Here is an 18069-nt window from a genome sequence, read left to right on the forward strand (position 1 = left end):
TTCAATCCGTTATTTGAAGGTATTCGGTTATTTCGTAAGCATGAAGCCCTTGAACTTGGCGGCCAGCGCCGCTTCGATCAGGCTCTTCTGCTGCTCCTGGTGCTTGGCCAGGTAGCCCACCGCGGGCGAAGCCGAAGGCGGCCGGCCGCTATAGCCCAGGCGCTGCCCTTCAGCCATGTTCTCGTACAAATGATGCTGGACATAGAACCAGGCCCCCTGGTTCTGGGGTTCGTCCTGGACCCAGACGACTTCCTTGGCCTTGGAATATTTTTGCAGTTCGGCCTGGAAGGCCTTGTGCGCGAAGGGATAGAGCTGCTCGACGCGCAGGATGGCCACGTCGCCGCGGCCGGCTTCCTTGCGGGCATGCACGAGGTCGTAGTAGACCTTGCCCGAGCACGCCAGCACGCGCTTGACGTCGCCAGGCTGGATGGAAGGATCCTGCTCGCCCAGCACCGGCATGAAATGGCCGTTGGCCAGGTCGGCCAGGTCGGAAGCGGCATCCTTGTTGCGCAACAGCGACTTGGGCGTGAACAGGATCAGCGGCTTGCGGAACTGGCGGATCATCTGGCGCCGCAGCACATGGAAGATCTGCGCGCTGTTGGTGGGCTGCACCGCCTGGATGTTGTTATCGGCGCACAGTTGCAGGAAACGCTCGATGCGCGCCGAGGAGTGCTCGGGGCCCTGCCCTTCGTAGCCATGCGGCAGCATCAGGGTCAGGCCGCACTGGCGGCCCCACTTGGCTTCGCCCGAGGCGATGAACTGGTCGATCACGACCTGGGCGCCGTTGGCGAAGTCGCCGAACTGGGCTTCCCAGATGGTCAGGGTGTTGGGCTCGGCCGACGCATAGCCGTATTCGAAGCCCAGCACCGCCTCTTCGGACAGCACGGAATCGATGACGGTGAAGGGGGCCTGCCCTTCGGACACGTTCTGCAGCGGGATATACACCCCGTCGTTCCAGCGCTCGCGCTTCTGGTCGTGCAGCACGGCGTGGCGATGCGAGAAAGTGCCGCGCCCGGAGTCCTGGCCGGTGATGCGGATCGGATACCCCGAAGCCACCAGCGTGGCGAAGGCCAGGTGCTCGCCCATGCCCCAGTCGAGCTTCATTTCGCCGCGCGCCATGTTGCGGCGGTCGTTCAGGAGCTTCTGCACCAGGGGATGCACCGTGAAGTCGTCGGGCACGGTGGTGATGCGCTCGCCGATGCGGGTGAGTTCGGCCACGGGCACGCCGGTATCGGCATTGTCGGTCCATTTGGCGCCCAGGAATGGCGCCCAGTCGGTGGAATACTTGCTCTTGAAATCGGTGAGCACCGGTTCGATGGTGCGCTGGCCGTCTTCCATGAGCTGGCGGTAGTCCTTGACCATCTGGTCGGGTTCGCCCTCGGCCAGCACGCCTTGCGCGACCAGCTTGTCGCCATACAGCTTGCGGGTGCCGGGATGCTTGCCGATGCTCTTGTACATGAGCGGCTGGGTGAGGGACGGAGTGTCCTGCTCGTTGTGGCCCAGCTTGCGATAGCACACGATGTCGACCACGACGTCGTGGTGGAACTGCAGCCGGTAGTCGAGCGCCAGGCGGGTGACATACACCACGGCCTCGGGATCGTCGCCGTTGACGTGGAACACCGGCGCCTCGATCATCTTGACCACGTCCGTGCAATACAGCGTCGAGCGGGTGTCGCGCGGGTCGGAAGTGGTGAAGCCGATCTGGTTGTTGATGACGATGTGCAGCGTGCCGCCGGTGCCGTAGCCGCGAGTCTGCGCCAGGTTGAGGGTTTCCATGATCACGCCCTGGCCGGCGAAGGCTGCGTCGCCGTGCACCAGCACGGGCAGGACTTCGCGGCCTTCGTGGTCGCCGCGGCGGTCCTGGCGGGCGCGCACGCTGCCTTCGACCACCGGGTTGACGATTTCCAGGTGCGAGGGATTGAAGGCCAGCGACAAATGCACCGGGCCGCCGCGCGTGGACAGGTCGCTGGAAAAGCCGTTGTGGTACTTGACGTCGCCGTCGGTCAGGCCCTGGGCATGCTTGCCTTCGAATTCGGCGAACAGGTCGCCGGGCATCTTGCCCATGATGTTGACCAGCATGTTGAGCCGGCCGCGGTGGGCCATGCCCACCACCAGTTCCTGCACGCCGTTTTCGCCGGCATGGTTGACGACTTCGTCCATCGAGGCGATGAAGCTTTCGCCGCCTTCGAGGGAGAAGCGCTTCTGCCCCACGTACTTGGTATGCAGGAAGCGCTCGAGCCCTTCGGACTCGGTGAGCTGCTGCAGGATGTGGCGCTTTTCCTGGGGCGTGTAGGCGGGCACCCCGCCGGTGGATTCGAGGCGCTCCTGGATCCAGCGCTTGGCCGCCGGGTCGGATATATACATGAATTCGGCGCCCACGTCGCGGCAATACGTGTCACGCAAAGCCTTGAGCATGTCGCGCATGGTCATGGTGTCGGCTTTGGTGAAATAGGTATTGGTGGCCGCATAGACCTGGTCGAGGTCGGCTTCCGTCAAACCGTAGAAGCTGGGATCGAGCTCGGGGATATCGGGCTGTTCGTGGCGCTTGAGCGGATCGAGCTGGGCGAGGCGCGAGCCCAGCGTGCGGTAGGCGGCGATCAGCGACTGGACATTGACCTGCTTGCTGGCGACCGACAGATCGGGCTCTTGGGCGCGGGTGACGAAGGCATTGGCCTTGGCCCGTTGCGCGAACGATTCGATGATCGGAGCATGGGCTTGGTCGCGGGTGATTTCGCGGCCATCGGTGGCGGGCAGGTGCTGGAGCTGGTCGAAATATTCACGCCAGGCGTCGGTGACCGAGCCGGGGTTGGCCAGATAGGATTCGTAGAGTTCTTCTACGTAGGGAGCATTACTGCCGAATAGATAAGAATTGGATTGGAGTTCTGTTTCCGATGACATTTGTGCGCTTCACCTAGCCGAGTGTCTCACTCGTTATGATGCAGGAAAACCTTCCGCGACACGGCCAGACCGGTTAGCGGATAGCGGGGCAGAAGGCAACGTACGACGCCTTGATTAGCCGTATTCGCGGTAGTATAACGCCGAACCCAGCGCATACACACGACAAAGGCGGCAAATGGGCCAAAACCACAGGCCGGGCGTTGACATTAACAAACACTTCGTCCTTGCTTGCCGGACAAACCCATATTGCGTTGCAAAACCACACGGCGGCAAACTCTGCTGAAATACGCAAATAACGCAATATCACGCACCCGATGATCCGCGCCGGAAAGAGCCCCCGCATGTTCACGTCCCCCGCCCCGGCGGCCTGCCGCCCGGACGCGCCGGGGCCTGCGCCCTGCCCGCTGCGTCCCCCGCCGCTGCCGTCGGCCTCGCCGCCCCGGCCCTGATTCCCGCCCCGCCGCCGTAGCGCCGCAGACCCTCCCCTATTCGACATATCGCCGCAATCAACTAATCAACTATTACCGCATTTGTATTTCCCGTATCTGTATTTCCTGTATCACCTGCATTCGGAGTTTTTCATAATGGACGCCAAAGCCGATCTCGCCAAACTAGCCCTCGACTATCACGCCTACCCCACGCCGGGCAAGATTTCCGTCACCCCCACCAAGACCCTGGCCAACCAGGACGACCTGTCGCTGGCCTATTCCCCGGGCGTGGCCGTGGCCTGCATGGCCATCCACGAAGAAGGCGAGCCCGCGGCCTCGCGCTACACCTCGCGCTCGAACCTCGTGGGGGTGGTCACCAACGGCACCGCGGTGCTGGGCCTGGGCAATATCGGCCCCCTGGCGGCCAAGCCCGTCATGGAAGGCAAGGGCTGCCTGTTCAAGAAATTCGCCGGCATCGACGTGTTCGACATCGAGCTGAACGAAACCGACCCCGACAAGCTGGTCGACATCATCGCGGCGCTCGAACCCACACTGGGCGGCGTCAATCTCGAGGACATCAAGGCGCCCGAGTGCTTCTATATTGAAAAGAAGCTGCGCGAGCGCATGAAGATCCCCGTGTTCCACGACGACCAGCACGGCACGGCAATCATTTCCTCGGCCGCCATCCTCAATGGCCTGAAGGTAGTGGGCAAGAAAATCGGCGAAGTCAAGCTGGTGTGTTCAGGCGCGGGCGCAGCCTCGATCGCCTGCCTGGACCTGCTGGTGCACCTGGGTGTGCAGCGTTCCAACATCTACGTTGCCGATTCGCGCGGCGTGATCTGGAAGGGCCGCGAGGCTAATATGGAACCCAACAAGGCGCGCTATGCGCAGGACACCGACGCCCGCAGCCTGGCCGATGTCTGCCGCGACGCCGACGTGTTCCTGGGATGCTCGGCCCCCGGCCTGCTGACGGCGGAAATGGTCAAGACCATGGCGCCCAGCCCGCTGATCCTGGCCCTGGCCAATCCGGAACCGGAAATCCGCCCCGAGGTCGCCAAGGCGGCTCGCCCCGACTGCATCGTGGCCACCGGGCGTTCCGACTACCCGAACCAGGTCAACAACGTGCTGTGCTTCCCCTTCATCTTCCGCGGCGCCATGGATGCGGGCGCTTCGGTCATCAATGAAGAAATGAAGCTCGCCTGCGTGAAGGCAATCGCCGAGCTGGCCGAAGCCGAGCAGAACGACGAGGTGGCCAATGCCTACGCCGGCCAGGAACTCTCCTTCGGCCCCGACTACATCATTCCCAAGCCCTTCGATCCGCGCCTGATCGTCAAGATCGCGCCGGCGGTGGCGGCCGCGGCCGCCGCCTCGGGCGTGGCCGCCCGCCCCATCGAAGACCTCGAGGCCTACCGCCAGAAGCTCATGAGCCTGGTGTATCACACGGGCCAGTTGATGCGCCCGCTGTTCATGCAGGCCAAGACCGCGCCCAAGCGCGTGATCTACGCCGACGGCGAGGACGAGCGGGTGCTGCGCGCGGCGCAGACGGTGGTCGACGAGAACATCGCCCATCCTATCCTGATCGGCCGCCCGGCGGTGATCCAGATGCGCATCGAAAAATTCGGGCTGCGCCTGGTCGCCGGCGAGAACATCGAGATCGTCAACCCCGAGGACGACGAGCGCTTCAACGAAACCTGGACCGCCTACTACAAGCTGATGGGCCGCGAGGGCGTCACCCCCGAGATCGCCAAGGCGATGATACGCAAGCACAATTCGCTGATCGGCGTGATGCTGCTGCGGCGCGGCGACGGCGACGCGCTGCTGTGCGGCGTCGGCAGCCGCTACGACAATCAGCTCAAGTATGTCGAGCAGGTCATCGGGCTCAAGCCCGGCGCGCAGACCTATGCCGCCATGAACGTGCTGATGCTGCCCGAACAGACTCTGTTCGTGTGCGATACGCACGTCAATGAAAACCCCAGCGCCGAGCAAATCGCCGACATGACCATCCTGGCCGCCGAGGAAATCCAGCGCTTCGGCGTCGCGCCCAAGATCGCCCTGCTGTCGCATTCCAATTTCGGCAGCCGTCCCACCGAGTCTTCGCGCAAGATGGCGCAGGCGCGGCAACTGATCTCGCAGCGCGCGCCGCAGCTCGAGGTCGACGGCGAAATGCACGCGGATGCGGCCCTGTCCGAAAAAATCCGCCTCAAGGCGTATCCGGATTCGACGCTCAAGGGCCCGGCGAACCTTCTGATCACGCCCAACCTGGACACCGGCAACATCACCTACAACATGCTGAAGATGACCGGCAGCCACGGGGTGGCGATGGGCCCGGTGCTGCTGGGCGCGGCGCGCCCCGTGCACATCCTGACCACCAGCGCCACGGTGCGGCGCATCGTCAACATGACGGCGCTGGCGGTGGTGGACGCGCAGCAAGAAGCGGCGCAGGCGAGCAAGTAAGCCGCAAGCCGCATGCGCAAAGGGCCCCTCGACGAGGGGCCCTTTTCCTTGGCCGGCAGCGCGAGGGCCGCAGCCCCCGGCAAGGCCGGCGCGGTTTGCCGGATCAGCGCTTCTTGGGCACGTCGCGGACGGCGGAACCGACGTACAACTGGCGCGGACGGCCAATCTTGTAGTCGGGGTCGGACAGCATTTCGTTCCATTGGGCGATCCAGCCCACGGTGCGGGCCAGGGCGAAGATGGCCGTGAACATCGAGGTCGGCACGCCGATGGCGCGCTGCACGATGCCCGAGTAGAAGTCGACGTTGGGGTACAGCTTGCGGTCGACGAAATACGGGTCTTCCAGCGCGATGCGTTCGAGTTCCATGGCCAGCTTGAACAGCGGATCTTTTTCCAGGCCGAGCGCCGACAATACTTCCTTGCAAGTCTGCTGCATCAGCTTGGCGCGCGGGTCGTAGTTCTTGTAGACGCGGTGGCCGAAGCCCATCAGGCGCACGCCCGAATTCTTGTCCTTGACCTGTTCCATGAACGCGCCGACCTTCTCGATGCCGCCGTTGGCTTGCAGGTGTTCGAGCATCTGCAGGCAAGCCTCGTTGGCGCCGCCGTGGGCCGGGCCCCACAGGCACGCCACGCCGGCGGCTATGGCCGCGAAGGGGTTGGTGCCCGACGAGCCGCACAGGCGCACCGTGGACGTGGAAGCGTTCTGCTCGTGATCGGCGTGCAGGATGAAGATGCGGTCCAGGGCGCGCACGACCACATCGTTGACCTTGTAGTCTTCGCAAGGCGTGGCGAACATCATGCGCACGAAGTTGGCGGTGTACGACAGGTCGTTCTGCGGATAGATGAAGGGCTGGCCTTGCGAATACTTGTAGGCCATGGCCACCAGCGTGGGCATCTTGGCGATCAGGCGGATGGCCGAGACGTCGCGATGATGCGCGTTGGTGATGTCGGTGGAATCATGATAGAAGGCAGCCAGCGCGCCGACCAGGCCGGTGAGCACGGCCATGGGGTGCGCATCGCGGCGAAAGCCCCGCAGGAAGAAATGCAGCTGCTCGTGCACCATGGTGTGGTGCGTGACCAGCGAGTCGAAATCGGCCTTCTGCGCGGCGTTCGGCAGGTCGCCGTTGAGAATCAGGTGGCAGATGTCCAGGTAGTCGCAGTTCACTGCGAGCTGTTCGATGGGATATCCGCGATACAGGAGTTCGCCCTTGTCGCCGTCGATATAGGTGATGGCCGATTCGCACGACGCGGTGGACAGGAAGCCCGGGTCGTAGGTGAACATGTCGGTCTTGCCGTACAACTTGCGGATGTCGATGACATCCGGGCCTATCGTGCCCTTGTAGACGGGAAAGTCCACCGAAGGGCTGCCGTCGGAAAAGGATAGCGTGGCTTTTTTATCCGATAGTTTCATTGCGATATTCCTCAAAAGTTTTACAGCTCTCGCATTTGCCCGACCAGGCGCCGCAGATCGGAGGTGTCGTATTCCCCCTCTAGCTGCGAGCGGCCCAGCAGGACATCGAGCAATTCGTTATCGCCCATTTCGAACAGCTGTGTCAGTGCCGATACATCGGTATCGGTCAACTGGTTTTCATACCGATCCAGGAACCGGGTGATGATCAGGTCGTTTTCCAACAAACCGCGCCGCGCCCGCCATCTGAGGCGGGCACGTTCCAGCTCGGACAAGGTTTTCATCGAAGCGCCGGTACCAGACTAGATACTGCGGCGAACCAAAAGTTCCTTGATCTTGCCGATCGCAGCCGACGGATTCAGGCCCTTCGGACACACGTCCGCACAGTTCATGATGGTGTGGCAGCGGAACAGGCGGTATGGATCCTCGAGGTTGTCCAGGCGATCTTCCGTCGCTTCGTCGCGGCTGTCGGCGATAAAACGATAAGCCTGCAGCAGGCCGGCAGGGCCGACGAACTTGTCGGGATTCCACCAGAAGGACGGGCAAGCGGTCGAACAGCAGGCGCACAAAATGCATTCATACAGGCCGTTGAGTTCCTCACGGGCCTCGGGGCTCTGCAGGCGCTCTTTTTCGGGCGGCGGCTGGTCGTTGATGAGGTAAGGCTTGATCGAGTGGTACTGATTGAAGAAGTGCGTCATGTCGACGATGAGGTCGCGCACCACGGGCAGGCCCGGCAGCGGCCGCAGGACGATGGGTTCCTTCAGTTCGCGCAGGTTGGTGATGCACGCCAGGCCGTTCTTGCCGTTGATGTTCATGGCGTCGGAGCCGCACACGCCCTCGCGGCACGAACGGCGCAGCGCCAGGCTGTCGTCGACGTCGTTCTTGATGCGCAGGATGGCGTCCAGCAGCATCTTGTCGGTGGGTTCCAGCTCGACCTCGAGCTTCTGCATATACGGACGTTCGTCCTTGTCGGGATCGTAACGGTAGATCTCGAATTTCACTTTGCGTTTTTCGCTCATTTCAGTGTCCTGCTTAGAAGGTCCGCGCTTTCGGAGGGAAGGTCTCTACGGTGAGAGGCTTCAACTGCACCGGCTTGTAGTCCAGGCGGCTGCCTTCGGAGTACCACAGGGTGTGCTTGAGCCAGTTGACATCGTCGCGCTCGGGGTAATCGCTCAGGGCTTGCGCGCCGCGGCTTTCCTTGCGATTGGCGGCCGACTTGGTGGTGGCGCGCGCGACCTCGATCATGTTGGTCAGTTCCAGGGCCTCGACGCGAGCGGTATTGAAGACCTTGGACTTGTCCTGGTAGGCGATATTGTCCACGCGCTTGGCGAGCTCTTCGATCTGGTCGACACCTTCGTTGAGCAGCTTCATGGTGCGGAACACGCCGCAGTGATGCTGCATCGAAACGCGGATGGCGTTGCCGACATCCTGCACCTTTTCGCCCGAGGTACGGCTTTCCAGCTTGTTGACGCGATCCAGCGAATAGTCGATGGACGATTCGGGAATGGGCTGGTGGGAATGCTGGCGCTCGGGATGCGAGGCGACGATATGGTTGCCCGCGGCGCGGCCGAAAACCACCAGGTCGAGCAGGGAATTGGTGCCCAGGCGGTTGGCGCCGTGCACCGAGACCGCGGCGCACTCGCCGATAGCGTACAGCCCGTTGACGACCTTGGTCTGGCCATCCTTGGTGGTCACGACCTGGCCGTTGTAATTGGCAGGGATGCCGCCCATCTGGTAGTGAATGGTGGGAACCACAGGGATGGGTTCCTTGATGGGATCGACGTTGGCGAAGCGGATGGCGATCTCGCGGATCGACGGCAGGCGCTTGTTGATGGTTTCGGCGCCCAGGTGATCGAGCTTGAGCACCACGTGGGAGCCGTCGCCGCAGCCGCGGCCTTCCTTGATTTCCTGGTCCATGGAGCGCGAGACGAAGTCGCGCGGGGCCAGGTCTTTCAGGGTGGGCGCATAGCGTTCCATGAAGCGCTCGCCATCCTTGTTGAGCAGTATGCCGCCCTCGCCGCGCACGCCCTCGGTGATGAGCACGCCCGCGCCGGCCACGCCGGTGGGGTGGAACTGCCAGAATTCCATGTCCTGCAGCGGCAGGCCGGCGCGGGCGGCCATGCCCAGGCCGTCGCCGGTATTGATGAAGGCATTGGTGGAGGCCGCCCAGATACGGCCGGCGCCGCCGGTGGCCAGCACCGTGGTCTTGGCTTCCAGCACGTAGATGTCGCCGGTTTCCATTTCGAGGGCGGTCACGCCCAGCACGTCGCCGGCCTCGTTGCGCAGCAGGTCGAGCGCCATCCATTCGACGAAGAACTGGGTGCGCGCCGCCACATTGCGCTGGTATAGCGTATGCAAGAGCGCGTGGCCAGTGCGGTCGGCCGCCGCACAGGCGCGCTGTACGGGCTTTTCACCGAAATTGGAGGTGTGGCCGCCGAACGGGCGCTGGTAGATGGTGCCGTTGGGATTGCGGTCGAAGGGCATGCCGAAGTGCTCGAGCTCGTAGACCGCATTGGGCGCCTCGCGGCACATGAATTCGATGGCGTCCTGGTCGCCGAGCCAGTCGGAACCCTTGACGGTGTCGTACATGTGCCAGTACCAGTTGTCCTCGCTCATGTTGCCCAGCGAAGCGCCGATGCCGCCCTGGGCGGCGACGGTGTGCGAGCGCGTCGGGAACACCTTGGACAGCACGGCCACCGACAGGCCCGCCTGCGCCAGTTGCAAAGAGCAGCGCATGCCGGCCCCGCCGGCGCCTACGACCACCACATCGAACTGACGGCGGGGTAGGGAATTTTTGACAGCAGCCACGGCTCAGAGACTCCAGAGAATTTTTGCGAAAAAGACGACGGACCCGACCAGCCACAGCGCGGTCAGGACTTCCAGCAGCAGCCTCACGCCGGCCGGCTTGGCGTAGTCCATCCAGATGTCGCGCACGCCTATCCATGCGTGCCAGGCCAGGGACATGAAGGCCAGCGTGGCGAGCAACTGCCCCAGGGGTATCGCAAAGAAGTGGAAGGTGAATATGTGGCGCCAGCTCTGGAAGTCGAGGCTGGGCGAGAAGATGATGGACAGGATGAGGATCAGGGTATAGACCGCCATGATGATGGCGGTCATGCGCTGGACCAGGAAGTCGCGCGAACCGTAATGGGCGCCTACGACCAGGCGATGCGTGCCGATGCGTTCTTGTGAGGCCATATTACCAGGCTCCGAAAAGTTTGAGACCGAACACGATGGTCAGAGCCAGGCTGACGCCGAACACGATACCGGCGCTTTTCTGTGCCGTGATCTTGTCGTTGCCGATATGCAGGTCCAGAGTGAGATAGCGGATGCCGGCGCAGAAATGATGCAGATAACCCCACAACAGCACCAGCAGGACCACTTTACAGGCCGGGTTGGCGGTGTAGGCCTTCATGGCGGCGAAGGAATCGGGCGAGGTCACGCTCAGTGCGAACAGCGGCAGGATCACCAGAGGCAGACAGAGAAACAATAGCGCCCCGCTGGCGCGGTGCAGGATTGACGATTTGCCCGCGAGCGGCAGCCGATAGCTCAGGATCTGGGGGATGCTGAGGTTGCGGAACTGCGGACGCGGCTTGGAAGCTGAGTCGGACATATGAGCCTCGGATTTATGACAAGTAACTTTTGGCAAAGAGCAGCCAGTATTTTCGCCGATTGGTGGGGCGGTATCAAATCAGTACGGCATTGCTGGCAAAACCCTTTTCAATTCAAACTGTTTCTGTAATGGAAGTGCTCGGTCAGGTACAAACCCCTGCGCAATTCCATGGGGCGATCCCCGTAGGTATAGGAAACGCGCTCGACCTGCAGCAGCGGCTCGCCCTCGGGCACCTGCAGCAGTTCGGCGGGTTCGGCCCCCGCGCGCACCGCCTTGATCTTTTCTTCGGCGCGCACCATGCTCACGCCGAATTCGGACTCGAACAAGGCGTACAAGGGACCGCGATAGCGGGCCAGGGATTCGGCGGTCAGGCCGCGGAATACCGCGCCCGGCAGCCAGATATCGTCCAGGATCGTGGGCACCTGGTCGAAGGACAGCACGCGGCGCAGATTGACCACGGTCTCGGACATGCGCAAGTCGAGCAGGCGGGCGACGTCCGGGGCCGACTTGACGCGCCGGCATTCGAGGATGCGGCTGCCGGATACCGGCGGCCTGCCCTCGTCGGGAGTGAGCCGCAGGAAGCGATAACGCACCCGCGCCTCATTGTGGGTGGCGACGAAAGTGCCTTTGCCCTGGCGCCGCAGCAGCAGGTTTTCGGCAGCCAGTTCGTCGATGGCCTTGCGCACGGTGCCCTGGCTGACCTGGAAGCGCGCCGCGAGATCGAATTCGCTGGGAATCGCTTCGCCCGGCTTCCATTCCCCGCGGTCCAGGCTTTGCAGCAACAGGCCCTTGATCTGCTGGTACAGCGGGCTGAACGCCGCGCTGCCCGCAGCGCGCGGAGCACCGGGACTGCGATCGGACAAGGGGATGTCTGGCATTGTTGCGGGAAGTGGGCGCAAGACCCGTCGTGGAGAACGTCCGCCATTTTCGCACGTAGCGGCGCTCCTGTCTAACACTCTTATATAAGATATAAGAATGGTTGACGTTAACGTCAATTTCCACTAATCTTCGCTGATGCGGGCCTGCCTCGCGGGCGGCGTGCGCGCGGCCTCGGCGCCCCGGGCGCCCGGACCTCGCTCCGGGCACGGGCGAGCCGCCGCGCAACTCGCGTCCCGGCCCGCATTGCCGGCCGCCCCGCGCCATTGCAAAGGATTAAACTGTCGGGTGATTTTTCTTCATCCTTCACCCTCATCAACCGGAGATTGTTCATGTCCAAACCCGCCCTGCGCGTCGCCGTCACCGGCGCAGCCGGCCAGATCGGTTACGCCCTGCTGTTCCGCATCGCCTCCGGCGAAATGCTAGGCAAGGACCAGCCCGTCATCCTGCAACTGCTGGAAATCCCCGACGAAAAAGCCCAGAAGGCGCTCAAGGGCGTCATGATGGAACTCGACGACTGCGCCTTCCCGCTGCTGGCCGGCATGACCGCGCACAGCGATCCGCGCGAAGCCTTCAAGGACGCCGACGTGGCCCTGCTGGTGGGTGCCCGCCCCCGCGGCCCCGGCATGGAGCGCAAGGACCTGCTGCACGTCAACGCCCAGATCTTCACCGCCCAGGGCAAGGCCCTGAACGACGTGGCCAGCCGCAACGTCAAGGTGCTGGTGGTCGGCAACCCCGCCAACACCAATGCCTACATCGCCATGAAGTCGGCGCCCGACCTGCCTTCCAAGAACTTCACCGCCATGCTGCGCCTGGACCACAACCGCGCGCTGTCGCAACTGGCGGCCAAGTCGGGCAAGGCCGTGGCCGACATCGAAAAGCTGATCGTCTGGGGCAATCACTCGCCCACCATGTACCCCGACTACCGCTACGCCACCGTCGGCGGCCAGAGCCTGGCCAAGCTGATCAACGACGACAAGTGGAACCGCGAAACCTTCATCCCCACCGTGGGCAAGCGCGGCGCCGCCATCATCGACGCGCGCGGCCTGTCCTCGGCCGCCTCGGCCGCCAATGCCGCCATCGACCATGTGCACGACTGGATCCTGGGCAGCAACGGCAAGTGGGTCACCATGGGCGTGCCCTCCGACGGTTCCTACGGCATCCCCGAAGGCATCCTGTACGGTGTGCCGGTCACCACCGTCAACGGCGAATACACCCGGGTCACCGGCCTCGAGATCGACGCCTTCTCCCGTGAACGCATGGATTTCACCCTGAAGGAACTGCTCGAAGAGCGCGACGGCGTGAAGGACCTGCTGAAGTAAAGCAACAGCAAGCGCAAAGGCCCGGCAGCGGGCCTTTGTTTTATATCCTCCGGGGCGAGCTGCCCCGAAGGGCGCGACGCCCAGGCGCCGGCGCGGCAGGCCTCGGGCCGGCCGCGTTCACGGCCGCCGCGACACGGCGGCAAGGCGCCGCGACCGCGCGGCAAGGAGCACTCGGCCGCAAGGCCGCGCGGCCCCGGCCACGGCCCCAAGACGGCAGCCCCGCGCATCAAAACGGATTCCATCGACCTTTCCAGGAGTTTGAGACATGGCCAGCAAAGCAACGAAGACCCCCACCCCCGCTCCCGCACCCGCTTTCAAGCCCAAGAAATCCGTCGCGCTATCGGGCGTGGCGGCCGGCAACACCGCACTGTGCTCGGTGGGCCGCAGCGGCAACGACCTGCACTACCGCGGCTACGACATCCTCGACCTGGCCGACACCTGCGAATTCGAGGAAATCGCCCACCTGCTGATCCACGGCAAGCTGCCGACCAAGGCCGAACTGGCAGCCTACAAGCAGAAGCTGCGCAAGCTGCGCGGCCTGCCCGCCGAACTACAAAGCGCGCTGGAAGCGCTGCCGGCGGCCAGCCACCCCATGGACGTGATGCGCACCGCCGCCTCCGTGCTGGGCTGCATCTTGCCCGAGAAAGACAATCACAACGCGCCCGACGCGCGCGACATCGCCGACCGCCTCATGGCCAGCCTGGGTTCGGCGCTGCTGTACTGGTACCACTACAGCCACAACGGCCGCATCATCGACGTGCAGACCGACGACGACAGCATAGGCGGCCATTTCCTGCACCTGCTGCACGGCACCGAGCCGAGCAACGACTGGGTGCGCGCCATGCACACCTCGCTGATCCTGTACGCCGAGCATGAATTCAATGCCTCGACCTTCACCTGCCGCGTCATCGCCGGCACCGGCTCGGACATGTATTCGGCCATCGCCGGCGGCATCGGCGCGCTGCGCGGGCCCAAGCACGGCGGCGCCAACGAAGTCGCCTTCGAAGTGCAAAAGCGCTACGACTCGCCCGACGAGGCCGAGGCCGACATCCGCCGCCGCGTCGAGAACAAAGAAGTCGTCATCGGCTTCGGCCACCCGGTCTACACCGTTTCCGACCCGCGCAACAAGGTCATCAAGGAAGTCGCCCGCAAGCTCTCGCGCAAGCAAGGCAATACCAAGATGTTCGACATTGCCGAGCGGCTCGAGGCCGTGATGTGGGACGCCAAGAAGATGTTCCCCAACCTGGACTGGTTCTCGGCCGTCTCGTACCACATGATGGGCGTGCCCACCGCCATGTTCACGCCGCTGTTCGTCATCGCACGCACCGCGGGCTGGTCCGCGCACATCCTCGAGCAGCGCGTCGACAACAAGATCATTCGCCCCACCGCCAACTACGTGGGCCCGGAAGACCGCAAGTTCGTGCCCATCGAAAAGCGCAAGTAATTCCAGACCCCGAACCAGGAAACCTCTCTCCATGTCTTCGCATATCTCGAACGTGCGGCCCGCGCCCGACCAGGTGCTGGTCGACATCGTCGACTACGTTCTCGACTACAAGATCCAGAGCGATCTGGCCTACGAAACGGCGCGCAACTGCCTGATCGACACCTTGGGCTGCGGCCTCGAGGCGCTCGAATACCCGGCCTGCCGCAAGCTGCTCGGGCCCATCGTGCAAGGCACCGTGGTGCCCAACGGCGCCAAGGTGCCGGGTACCCAGTTCCAGCTCGACCCGGTGCAGGCCGCGTTCAATATCGGCGCCATGATCCGCTGGCTCGACTTCAATGACACCTGGCTGGCCGCCGAATGGGGCCATCCTTCCGACAACCTGGGCGGCATCCTGGCCACCGCCGACTGGCTCTCGCGCACCGCGGTGGCCGCCGGCAAGCCGGCCCTGAAGATGCGCGACGTGCTCACGGGCATGATCAAGGCGCACGAGATCCAGGGCTGCATCGCGCTGGAAAATTCCTTCAACAAGGTCGGCCTGGACCACGTGGTGCTGGTCAAGGTGGCCTCCACCGCAGTGGTTTCGCAGATGCTGGGCCTGACTCGCGACGAGACGCTGAACGCCGTGTCGCTCGCCTGGGTCGACGGCCAGAGCCTGCGCACCTATCGCCACGCCCCCAACACCGGCAGCCGCAAGAGCTGGGCCGCGGGCGACGCCACCAGCCGCGCCGTGCGCCTGGCGCTGATGGCCCGCACCGGCGAGATGGGCTACCCGTCGGTCTTGAGCGCCAAAGTCTGGGGCTTCTACGACGTGCTGTTCAAGGGCCAGCCCTTCAAGTTCCAGCGCCCCTACGGCAGCTACGTGATGGAAAACGTGCTGTTCAAGATCTCGTTCCCGGCCGAATTCCACTCGCAGACCGCGGTGGAATGCGCCATGCAGATCCACGACAAGCTCAAGGCGGCGGGCAAGTCGGCCGACGACATCGCGAAGATCACCATCCGCACGCACGAGGCCTGCATCCGCATCATCGACAAGAAGGGCCCGCTGAACAATCCGGCCGACCGCGACCACTGCATCCAGTACATGGTGGCCGTGCCGGTGCTCTTCGGCCGCCTGACCGCCGCCGACTACGAAGACTCGGTGGCCGCCGACCCGCGCATCGATGCGCTGCGCGACAAGATCGTCTGCGTCGAAGACCCGGCCTACACCCGCGACTACCACGATCCGGAAAAGCGCTCGATCGCCAATGCCCTGACCGTGGAATTCAAGGACGGCAGCAAGCTCGACGAGATCGTCTGCGAATACCCGATCGGCCACAAGCGCCGCCGCAAGGAAGGCATCCCCCTGCTCGAAGCCAAGTTCCGCACCAACCTGGCGCGCCAGTTCCCCGCCCGCCAGCAGCAGCGCATCCTCGACGCGTCCCTGGACCAGAAGACGCTCGAGGCCATGCCGGTGCACGAGTACGTGGACTTGTACGTCATCTAGCCGGGACGCGCCGCGCCCGCGGCCCGGTGTCGGCTATAGTGTCACCGGGCGCCGCGGGCGCGGCGCATATCGGAAGGAAGCCCATGACCAGACACTACGACTACATTGCGATCGGCGCGGGCAGCGGCGGCATCGCGTCCGTCAACCGCGCCGCAATGTACGGCCTGAAATGCGCGCTGATCGAAAGCAAGGAAATCGGCGGCACTTGCGTCAACGTGGGCTGCGTGCCCAAGAAGGTCATGTGGCACGCCGCGCAGGTCGCCGAGGCGATCCGCGTCTACGGCCCCGATTACGGCTACGACACTACGGTGAACCGTTTCGACTGGGCGCGGCTGGTGCACAACCGCAGCGCCTACATCGAGCGCATCCACAAGTCGTATGAAACCGGGCTGGACAAGAACAAGGTGGACATGGTCGCGGGCTTCGCGCGCTTCGTCGACGCCCACACCATCGAAGTCGCAGGCGAGCGCCTGTCGGCCGATCACATCCTGATAGCCACCGGCTGCCGTCCCAGCCGCCCGGACATCCCCGGCGCGGAACACGGCATAGACTCGGACGGCTTCTTTGCCCTGGATGAAATGCCCAAGCGCACCGCGGTCGTCGGCGCCGGCTATATCGCCGTCGAACTGGCCGGGGTGCTGAACGCGCTGGGCTCCGAGACACATTTGTTCGTGCGCAGGGACATGCCGCTGCGCAGCTTCGATCCGCTGCTGGCCGAAACCCTGGTCGAAGTCATGCAGGCCGAAGGCCCCACGCTGCACCGCCAGGCGATCCCGCAGGCCGTGGAAAAGAACGCAGACGGCAGCCTTACGCTGAAGCTGCAGGACGGCGGCAGCCAGACCGTGGACTGCCTGGTATGGGCGATCGGCCGCGAGCCGGACACATCCGGCCTGGGCCTGGCCGCGGCCGGCGTGACGCTGGACGAACACGGCTACGTCAAGGTCGACAAATACCAGAACACCAATGTACCGGGCATCTACGCGGTCGGCGACATCACCGGCCAACTGGAACTGACCCCGGTAGCGGTGGCGGCCGGGCGCCGCCTGTCGGAACGCCTGTTCAACGGCAGGCTCGACGAGCACCTGGACTACGAAAACGTCCCGACCGTGGTGTTCAGCCACCCGCCCATCGGCACGGTCGGGCTCACAGAGCCCGAGGCCCGCGCCAAGTACGGCGACGCCGAAGTCAAGGTGTACAAATCGTCATTCACCGCCATGTACACGGCGGTGACCCGGCATCGCCAGCCGGCGCGCATGAAGCTGGTGTGCGTGGGCAAGGAAGAACGCATCGTCGGCATACACGGCATCGGCTTCGGCATGGACGAAATGCTGCAGGGCTTTGCCGTGGCGCTGAAAATGGGCGCCACCAAGAAGGACTTCGACGATACCGTGGCGATCCATCCCACGGCGTCCGAAGAATTCGTGACCATGCGCTAGGCGCGGCGGCGCCGGCGGGCTCAGCGCCCGGACGCGGCGCCGGGCTGGCAGCGCCGCGGCGCCCGCCGGATGCGAGATGCTTCTGCTTCCGCTTGCCCTAGTTGCTGACGATGTGCCAGCTTGCGCCCTTGGCGCCTTCCTCGCGGAAATCCAGGGTGACGGGGTAGTCCTTGCCGCAACCCTGCACTACCCACTGCTCGCTCCAGGTACGAGAACCCGCCGACCCGGAGGGCTTTTGCATGACGTAGGGTTGATAGCGCTCGGGATTGCTGCAGCCTTCGGAACGGACCTTGGCGGTCACGCCTATCAGGGCGTCGCGAGCCAGCACCTGGTTGGCATAACTGCCCTTCTCTACCGAGCCAGCGGGAGCGGCGGCGAGGGCGACGCCCGACAGGGCCAGCGACGCTGCCGCGACGACGAACCGGGTGGGAGAGTTCTTGCGCATGGTATGTACCTCCGTTCGAGAGAATGGCCCGGCCGGGGAAGATCCGGCCGGAAATGGCCCGACCGGATCGAGGCCGGCGGGCTGCGCCCAGCCGGAACGGACCCAGCCGATGCCGGCGCATCCGGAAGCGGCGGCGCGGCGCTCCGCACCGCCATTACAGCGGATCTCAGAAAAGATCCTTGAAAAAACAGTATAGTGTCTCCTATAGGCCGTACAAGGGCCATACACATGCTTTTACAATGCCTCGCGCCTGGCCACAACTCGTTTG

General features: G+C 64.0%; 14 protein-coding genes. 5 read left to right on the forward strand and 9 right to left on the reverse strand.

Translation table 11 applies throughout. The features are described 5' to 3' along the window. Positions 1-27: 27 nt before the first annotated feature. Positions 28-2898, reverse strand: coding sequence for a 2-oxoglutarate dehydrogenase E1 component (locus KVP10_RS16320; protein WP_217965685.1), 2871 nt, complete (start codon positions 2896-2898; stop codon positions 28-30). Between the two features lie 584 nt (positions 2899-3482). Here KVP10_RS16320 and KVP10_RS16325 point away from each other — a divergent pair. Next, positions 3483-5780: an NADP-dependent malic enzyme gene (locus KVP10_RS16325; RefSeq protein WP_217965686.1), complete on the forward strand. Its 2298-nt coding sequence runs from the start codon at positions 3483-3485 to the stop codon at positions 5778-5780. 103 nt (positions 5781-5883) lie between these two features. Here the strand turns inward: KVP10_RS16325 and KVP10_RS16330 are convergent, their stop codons facing one another. The 7 genes from KVP10_RS16330 to KVP10_RS16360 all read right to left on the reverse strand — a co-directional run bounded on the left by KVP10_RS16330 (position 5884) and on the right by KVP10_RS16360 (position 11673). After that, positions 5884-7188, reverse strand: a complete 1305-nt coding sequence (locus KVP10_RS16330) for a citrate synthase (RefSeq protein ID WP_217965687.1) — start codon at positions 7186-7188, stop codon at positions 5884-5886. 20 nt (positions 7189-7208) lie between these two features. Further along, a complete protein-coding gene (locus tag KVP10_RS16335) occupies positions 7209-7469 on the reverse strand; it encodes an FAD assembly factor SdhE (protein ID WP_217965688.1) in 261 nt (86 codons plus the stop codon). A gap of 18 nt (positions 7470-7487) precedes the next feature. Further along, the gene (locus KVP10_RS16340; RefSeq protein WP_217965689.1) at positions 7488-8204 is read right to left on the reverse strand and encodes a succinate dehydrogenase iron-sulfur subunit; all 717 of its coding nucleotides are present in this window, start codon (positions 8202-8204) and stop codon (positions 7488-7490) included. 13 nt (positions 8205-8217) lie between these two features. Next, positions 8218-9993, reverse strand: coding sequence for a succinate dehydrogenase flavoprotein subunit (gene sdhA, locus KVP10_RS16345; RefSeq protein WP_217965690.1), 1776 nt, complete (start codon positions 9991-9993; stop codon positions 8218-8220). A 3-nt stretch (positions 9994-9996) separates the two neighbouring features. After that, positions 9997-10380, reverse strand: a complete 384-nt coding sequence (gene sdhD, locus KVP10_RS16350) for a succinate dehydrogenase, hydrophobic membrane anchor protein (RefSeq protein ID WP_217965691.1) — start codon at positions 10378-10380, stop codon at positions 9997-9999. Position 10381: 1 nt separating this feature from the next. Beyond that, complete coding sequence (gene sdhC / locus KVP10_RS16355) at positions 10382-10795, reverse strand: succinate dehydrogenase, cytochrome b556 subunit (RefSeq protein WP_217965692.1); 414 nt, start codon at positions 10793-10795, stop codon at positions 10382-10384. A 107-nt stretch (positions 10796-10902) separates the two neighbouring features. Next, the gene (locus KVP10_RS16360; RefSeq protein WP_217965693.1) at positions 10903-11673 is read right to left on the reverse strand and encodes a GntR family transcriptional regulator; all 771 of its coding nucleotides are present in this window, start codon (positions 11671-11673) and stop codon (positions 10903-10905) included. A 330-nt stretch (positions 11674-12003) separates the two neighbouring features. Between KVP10_RS16360 and KVP10_RS16365 the strand changes: the two genes are divergently transcribed. The 4 genes from KVP10_RS16365 (at position 12004) to gorA (ending at position 17356) form a co-directional block, all read left to right on the forward strand. Continuing rightward, entirely contained in the window at positions 12004-12993 is a 990-nt protein-coding gene (locus KVP10_RS16365) for a malate dehydrogenase (protein WP_217965694.1), read from the forward strand. A 265-nt stretch (positions 12994-13258) separates the two neighbouring features. Further along, positions 13259-14437, forward strand: coding sequence for a bifunctional 2-methylcitrate synthase/citrate synthase (prpC, locus tag KVP10_RS16370; protein ID WP_217965695.1), 1179 nt, complete (start codon positions 13259-13261; stop codon positions 14435-14437). 31 nt (positions 14438-14468) lie between these two features. After that, positions 14469-15920 (forward strand): bifunctional 2-methylcitrate dehydratase/aconitate hydratase, encoded by a 1452-nt coding sequence (locus tag KVP10_RS16375; protein WP_217965696.1) that lies wholly within the window; start codon positions 14469-14471, stop codon positions 15918-15920. Positions 15921-16003: 83 nt separating this feature from the next. Beyond that, entirely contained in the window at positions 16004-17356 is a 1353-nt protein-coding gene (gene gorA / locus KVP10_RS16380; RefSeq protein ID WP_217965697.1) for a glutathione-disulfide reductase, read from the forward strand. A 97-nt stretch (positions 17357-17453) separates the two neighbouring features. On the opposite strand, the gene KVP10_RS16385 is transcribed toward gorA, so the two are convergent. After that, positions 17454-17801, reverse strand: coding sequence for a hypothetical protein (locus tag KVP10_RS16385; protein WP_217965698.1), 348 nt, complete (start codon positions 17799-17801; stop codon positions 17454-17456). Between the last annotated feature and the right edge of the window lie 268 nt (positions 17802-18069).

The sequence above is a fragment of the Candidimonas humi genome (assembly GCF_019166065.1).
Lineage (GTDB): Bacteria > Pseudomonadota > Gammaproteobacteria > Burkholderiales > Burkholderiaceae_B > Candidimonas > Candidimonas humi.

Excerpts from the sequence above, each read along its gene's own strand:
- KVP10_RS16320 (WP_217965685.1), bottom strand. The coding sequence starts at position 2,898 with ATGTCATCGGAAACAGAACTCCAATCCAATTCTTATCTATTCGGCAGT.
- KVP10_RS16325 (WP_217965686.1), top strand. The coding sequence starts at position 3,483 with ATGGACGCCAAAGCCGATCTCGCCAAACTAGCCCTCGACTATCACGCC.
- KVP10_RS16330 (WP_217965687.1), bottom strand. The coding sequence starts at position 7,188 with ATGAAACTATCGGATAAAAAAGCCACGCTATCCTTTTCCGACGGCAGC.
- KVP10_RS16335 (WP_217965688.1), bottom strand. The coding sequence starts at position 7,469 with ATGAAAACCTTGTCCGAGCTGGAACGTGCCCGCCTCAGATGGCGGGCG.
- KVP10_RS16340 (WP_217965689.1), bottom strand. The coding sequence starts at position 8,204 with ATGAGCGAAAAACGCAAAGTGAAATTCGAGATCTACCGTTACGATCCC.
- sdhD (WP_217965691.1), bottom strand. The coding sequence starts at position 10,380 with ATGGCCTCACAAGAACGCATCGGCACGCATCGCCTGGTCGTAGGCGCC.
- sdhC (WP_217965692.1), bottom strand. The coding sequence starts at position 10,795 with ATGTCCGACTCAGCTTCCAAGCCGCGTCCGCAGTTCCGCAACCTCAGC.
- KVP10_RS16360 (WP_217965693.1), bottom strand. The coding sequence starts at position 11,673 with ATGCCAGACATCCCCTTGTCCGATCGCAGTCCCGGTGCTCCGCGCGCT.
- KVP10_RS16365 (WP_217965694.1), top strand. The coding sequence starts at position 12,004 with ATGTCCAAACCCGCCCTGCGCGTCGCCGTCACCGGCGCAGCCGGCCAG.
- prpC (WP_217965695.1), top strand. The coding sequence starts at position 13,259 with ATGGCCAGCAAAGCAACGAAGACCCCCACCCCCGCTCCCGCACCCGCT.
- KVP10_RS16375 (WP_217965696.1), top strand. The coding sequence starts at position 14,469 with ATGTCTTCGCATATCTCGAACGTGCGGCCCGCGCCCGACCAGGTGCTG.
- gorA (WP_217965697.1), top strand. The coding sequence starts at position 16,004 with ATGACCAGACACTACGACTACATTGCGATCGGCGCGGGCAGCGGCGGC.
- KVP10_RS16385 (WP_217965698.1), bottom strand. The coding sequence starts at position 17,801 with ATGCGCAAGAACTCTCCCACCCGGTTCGTCGTCGCGGCAGCGTCGCTG.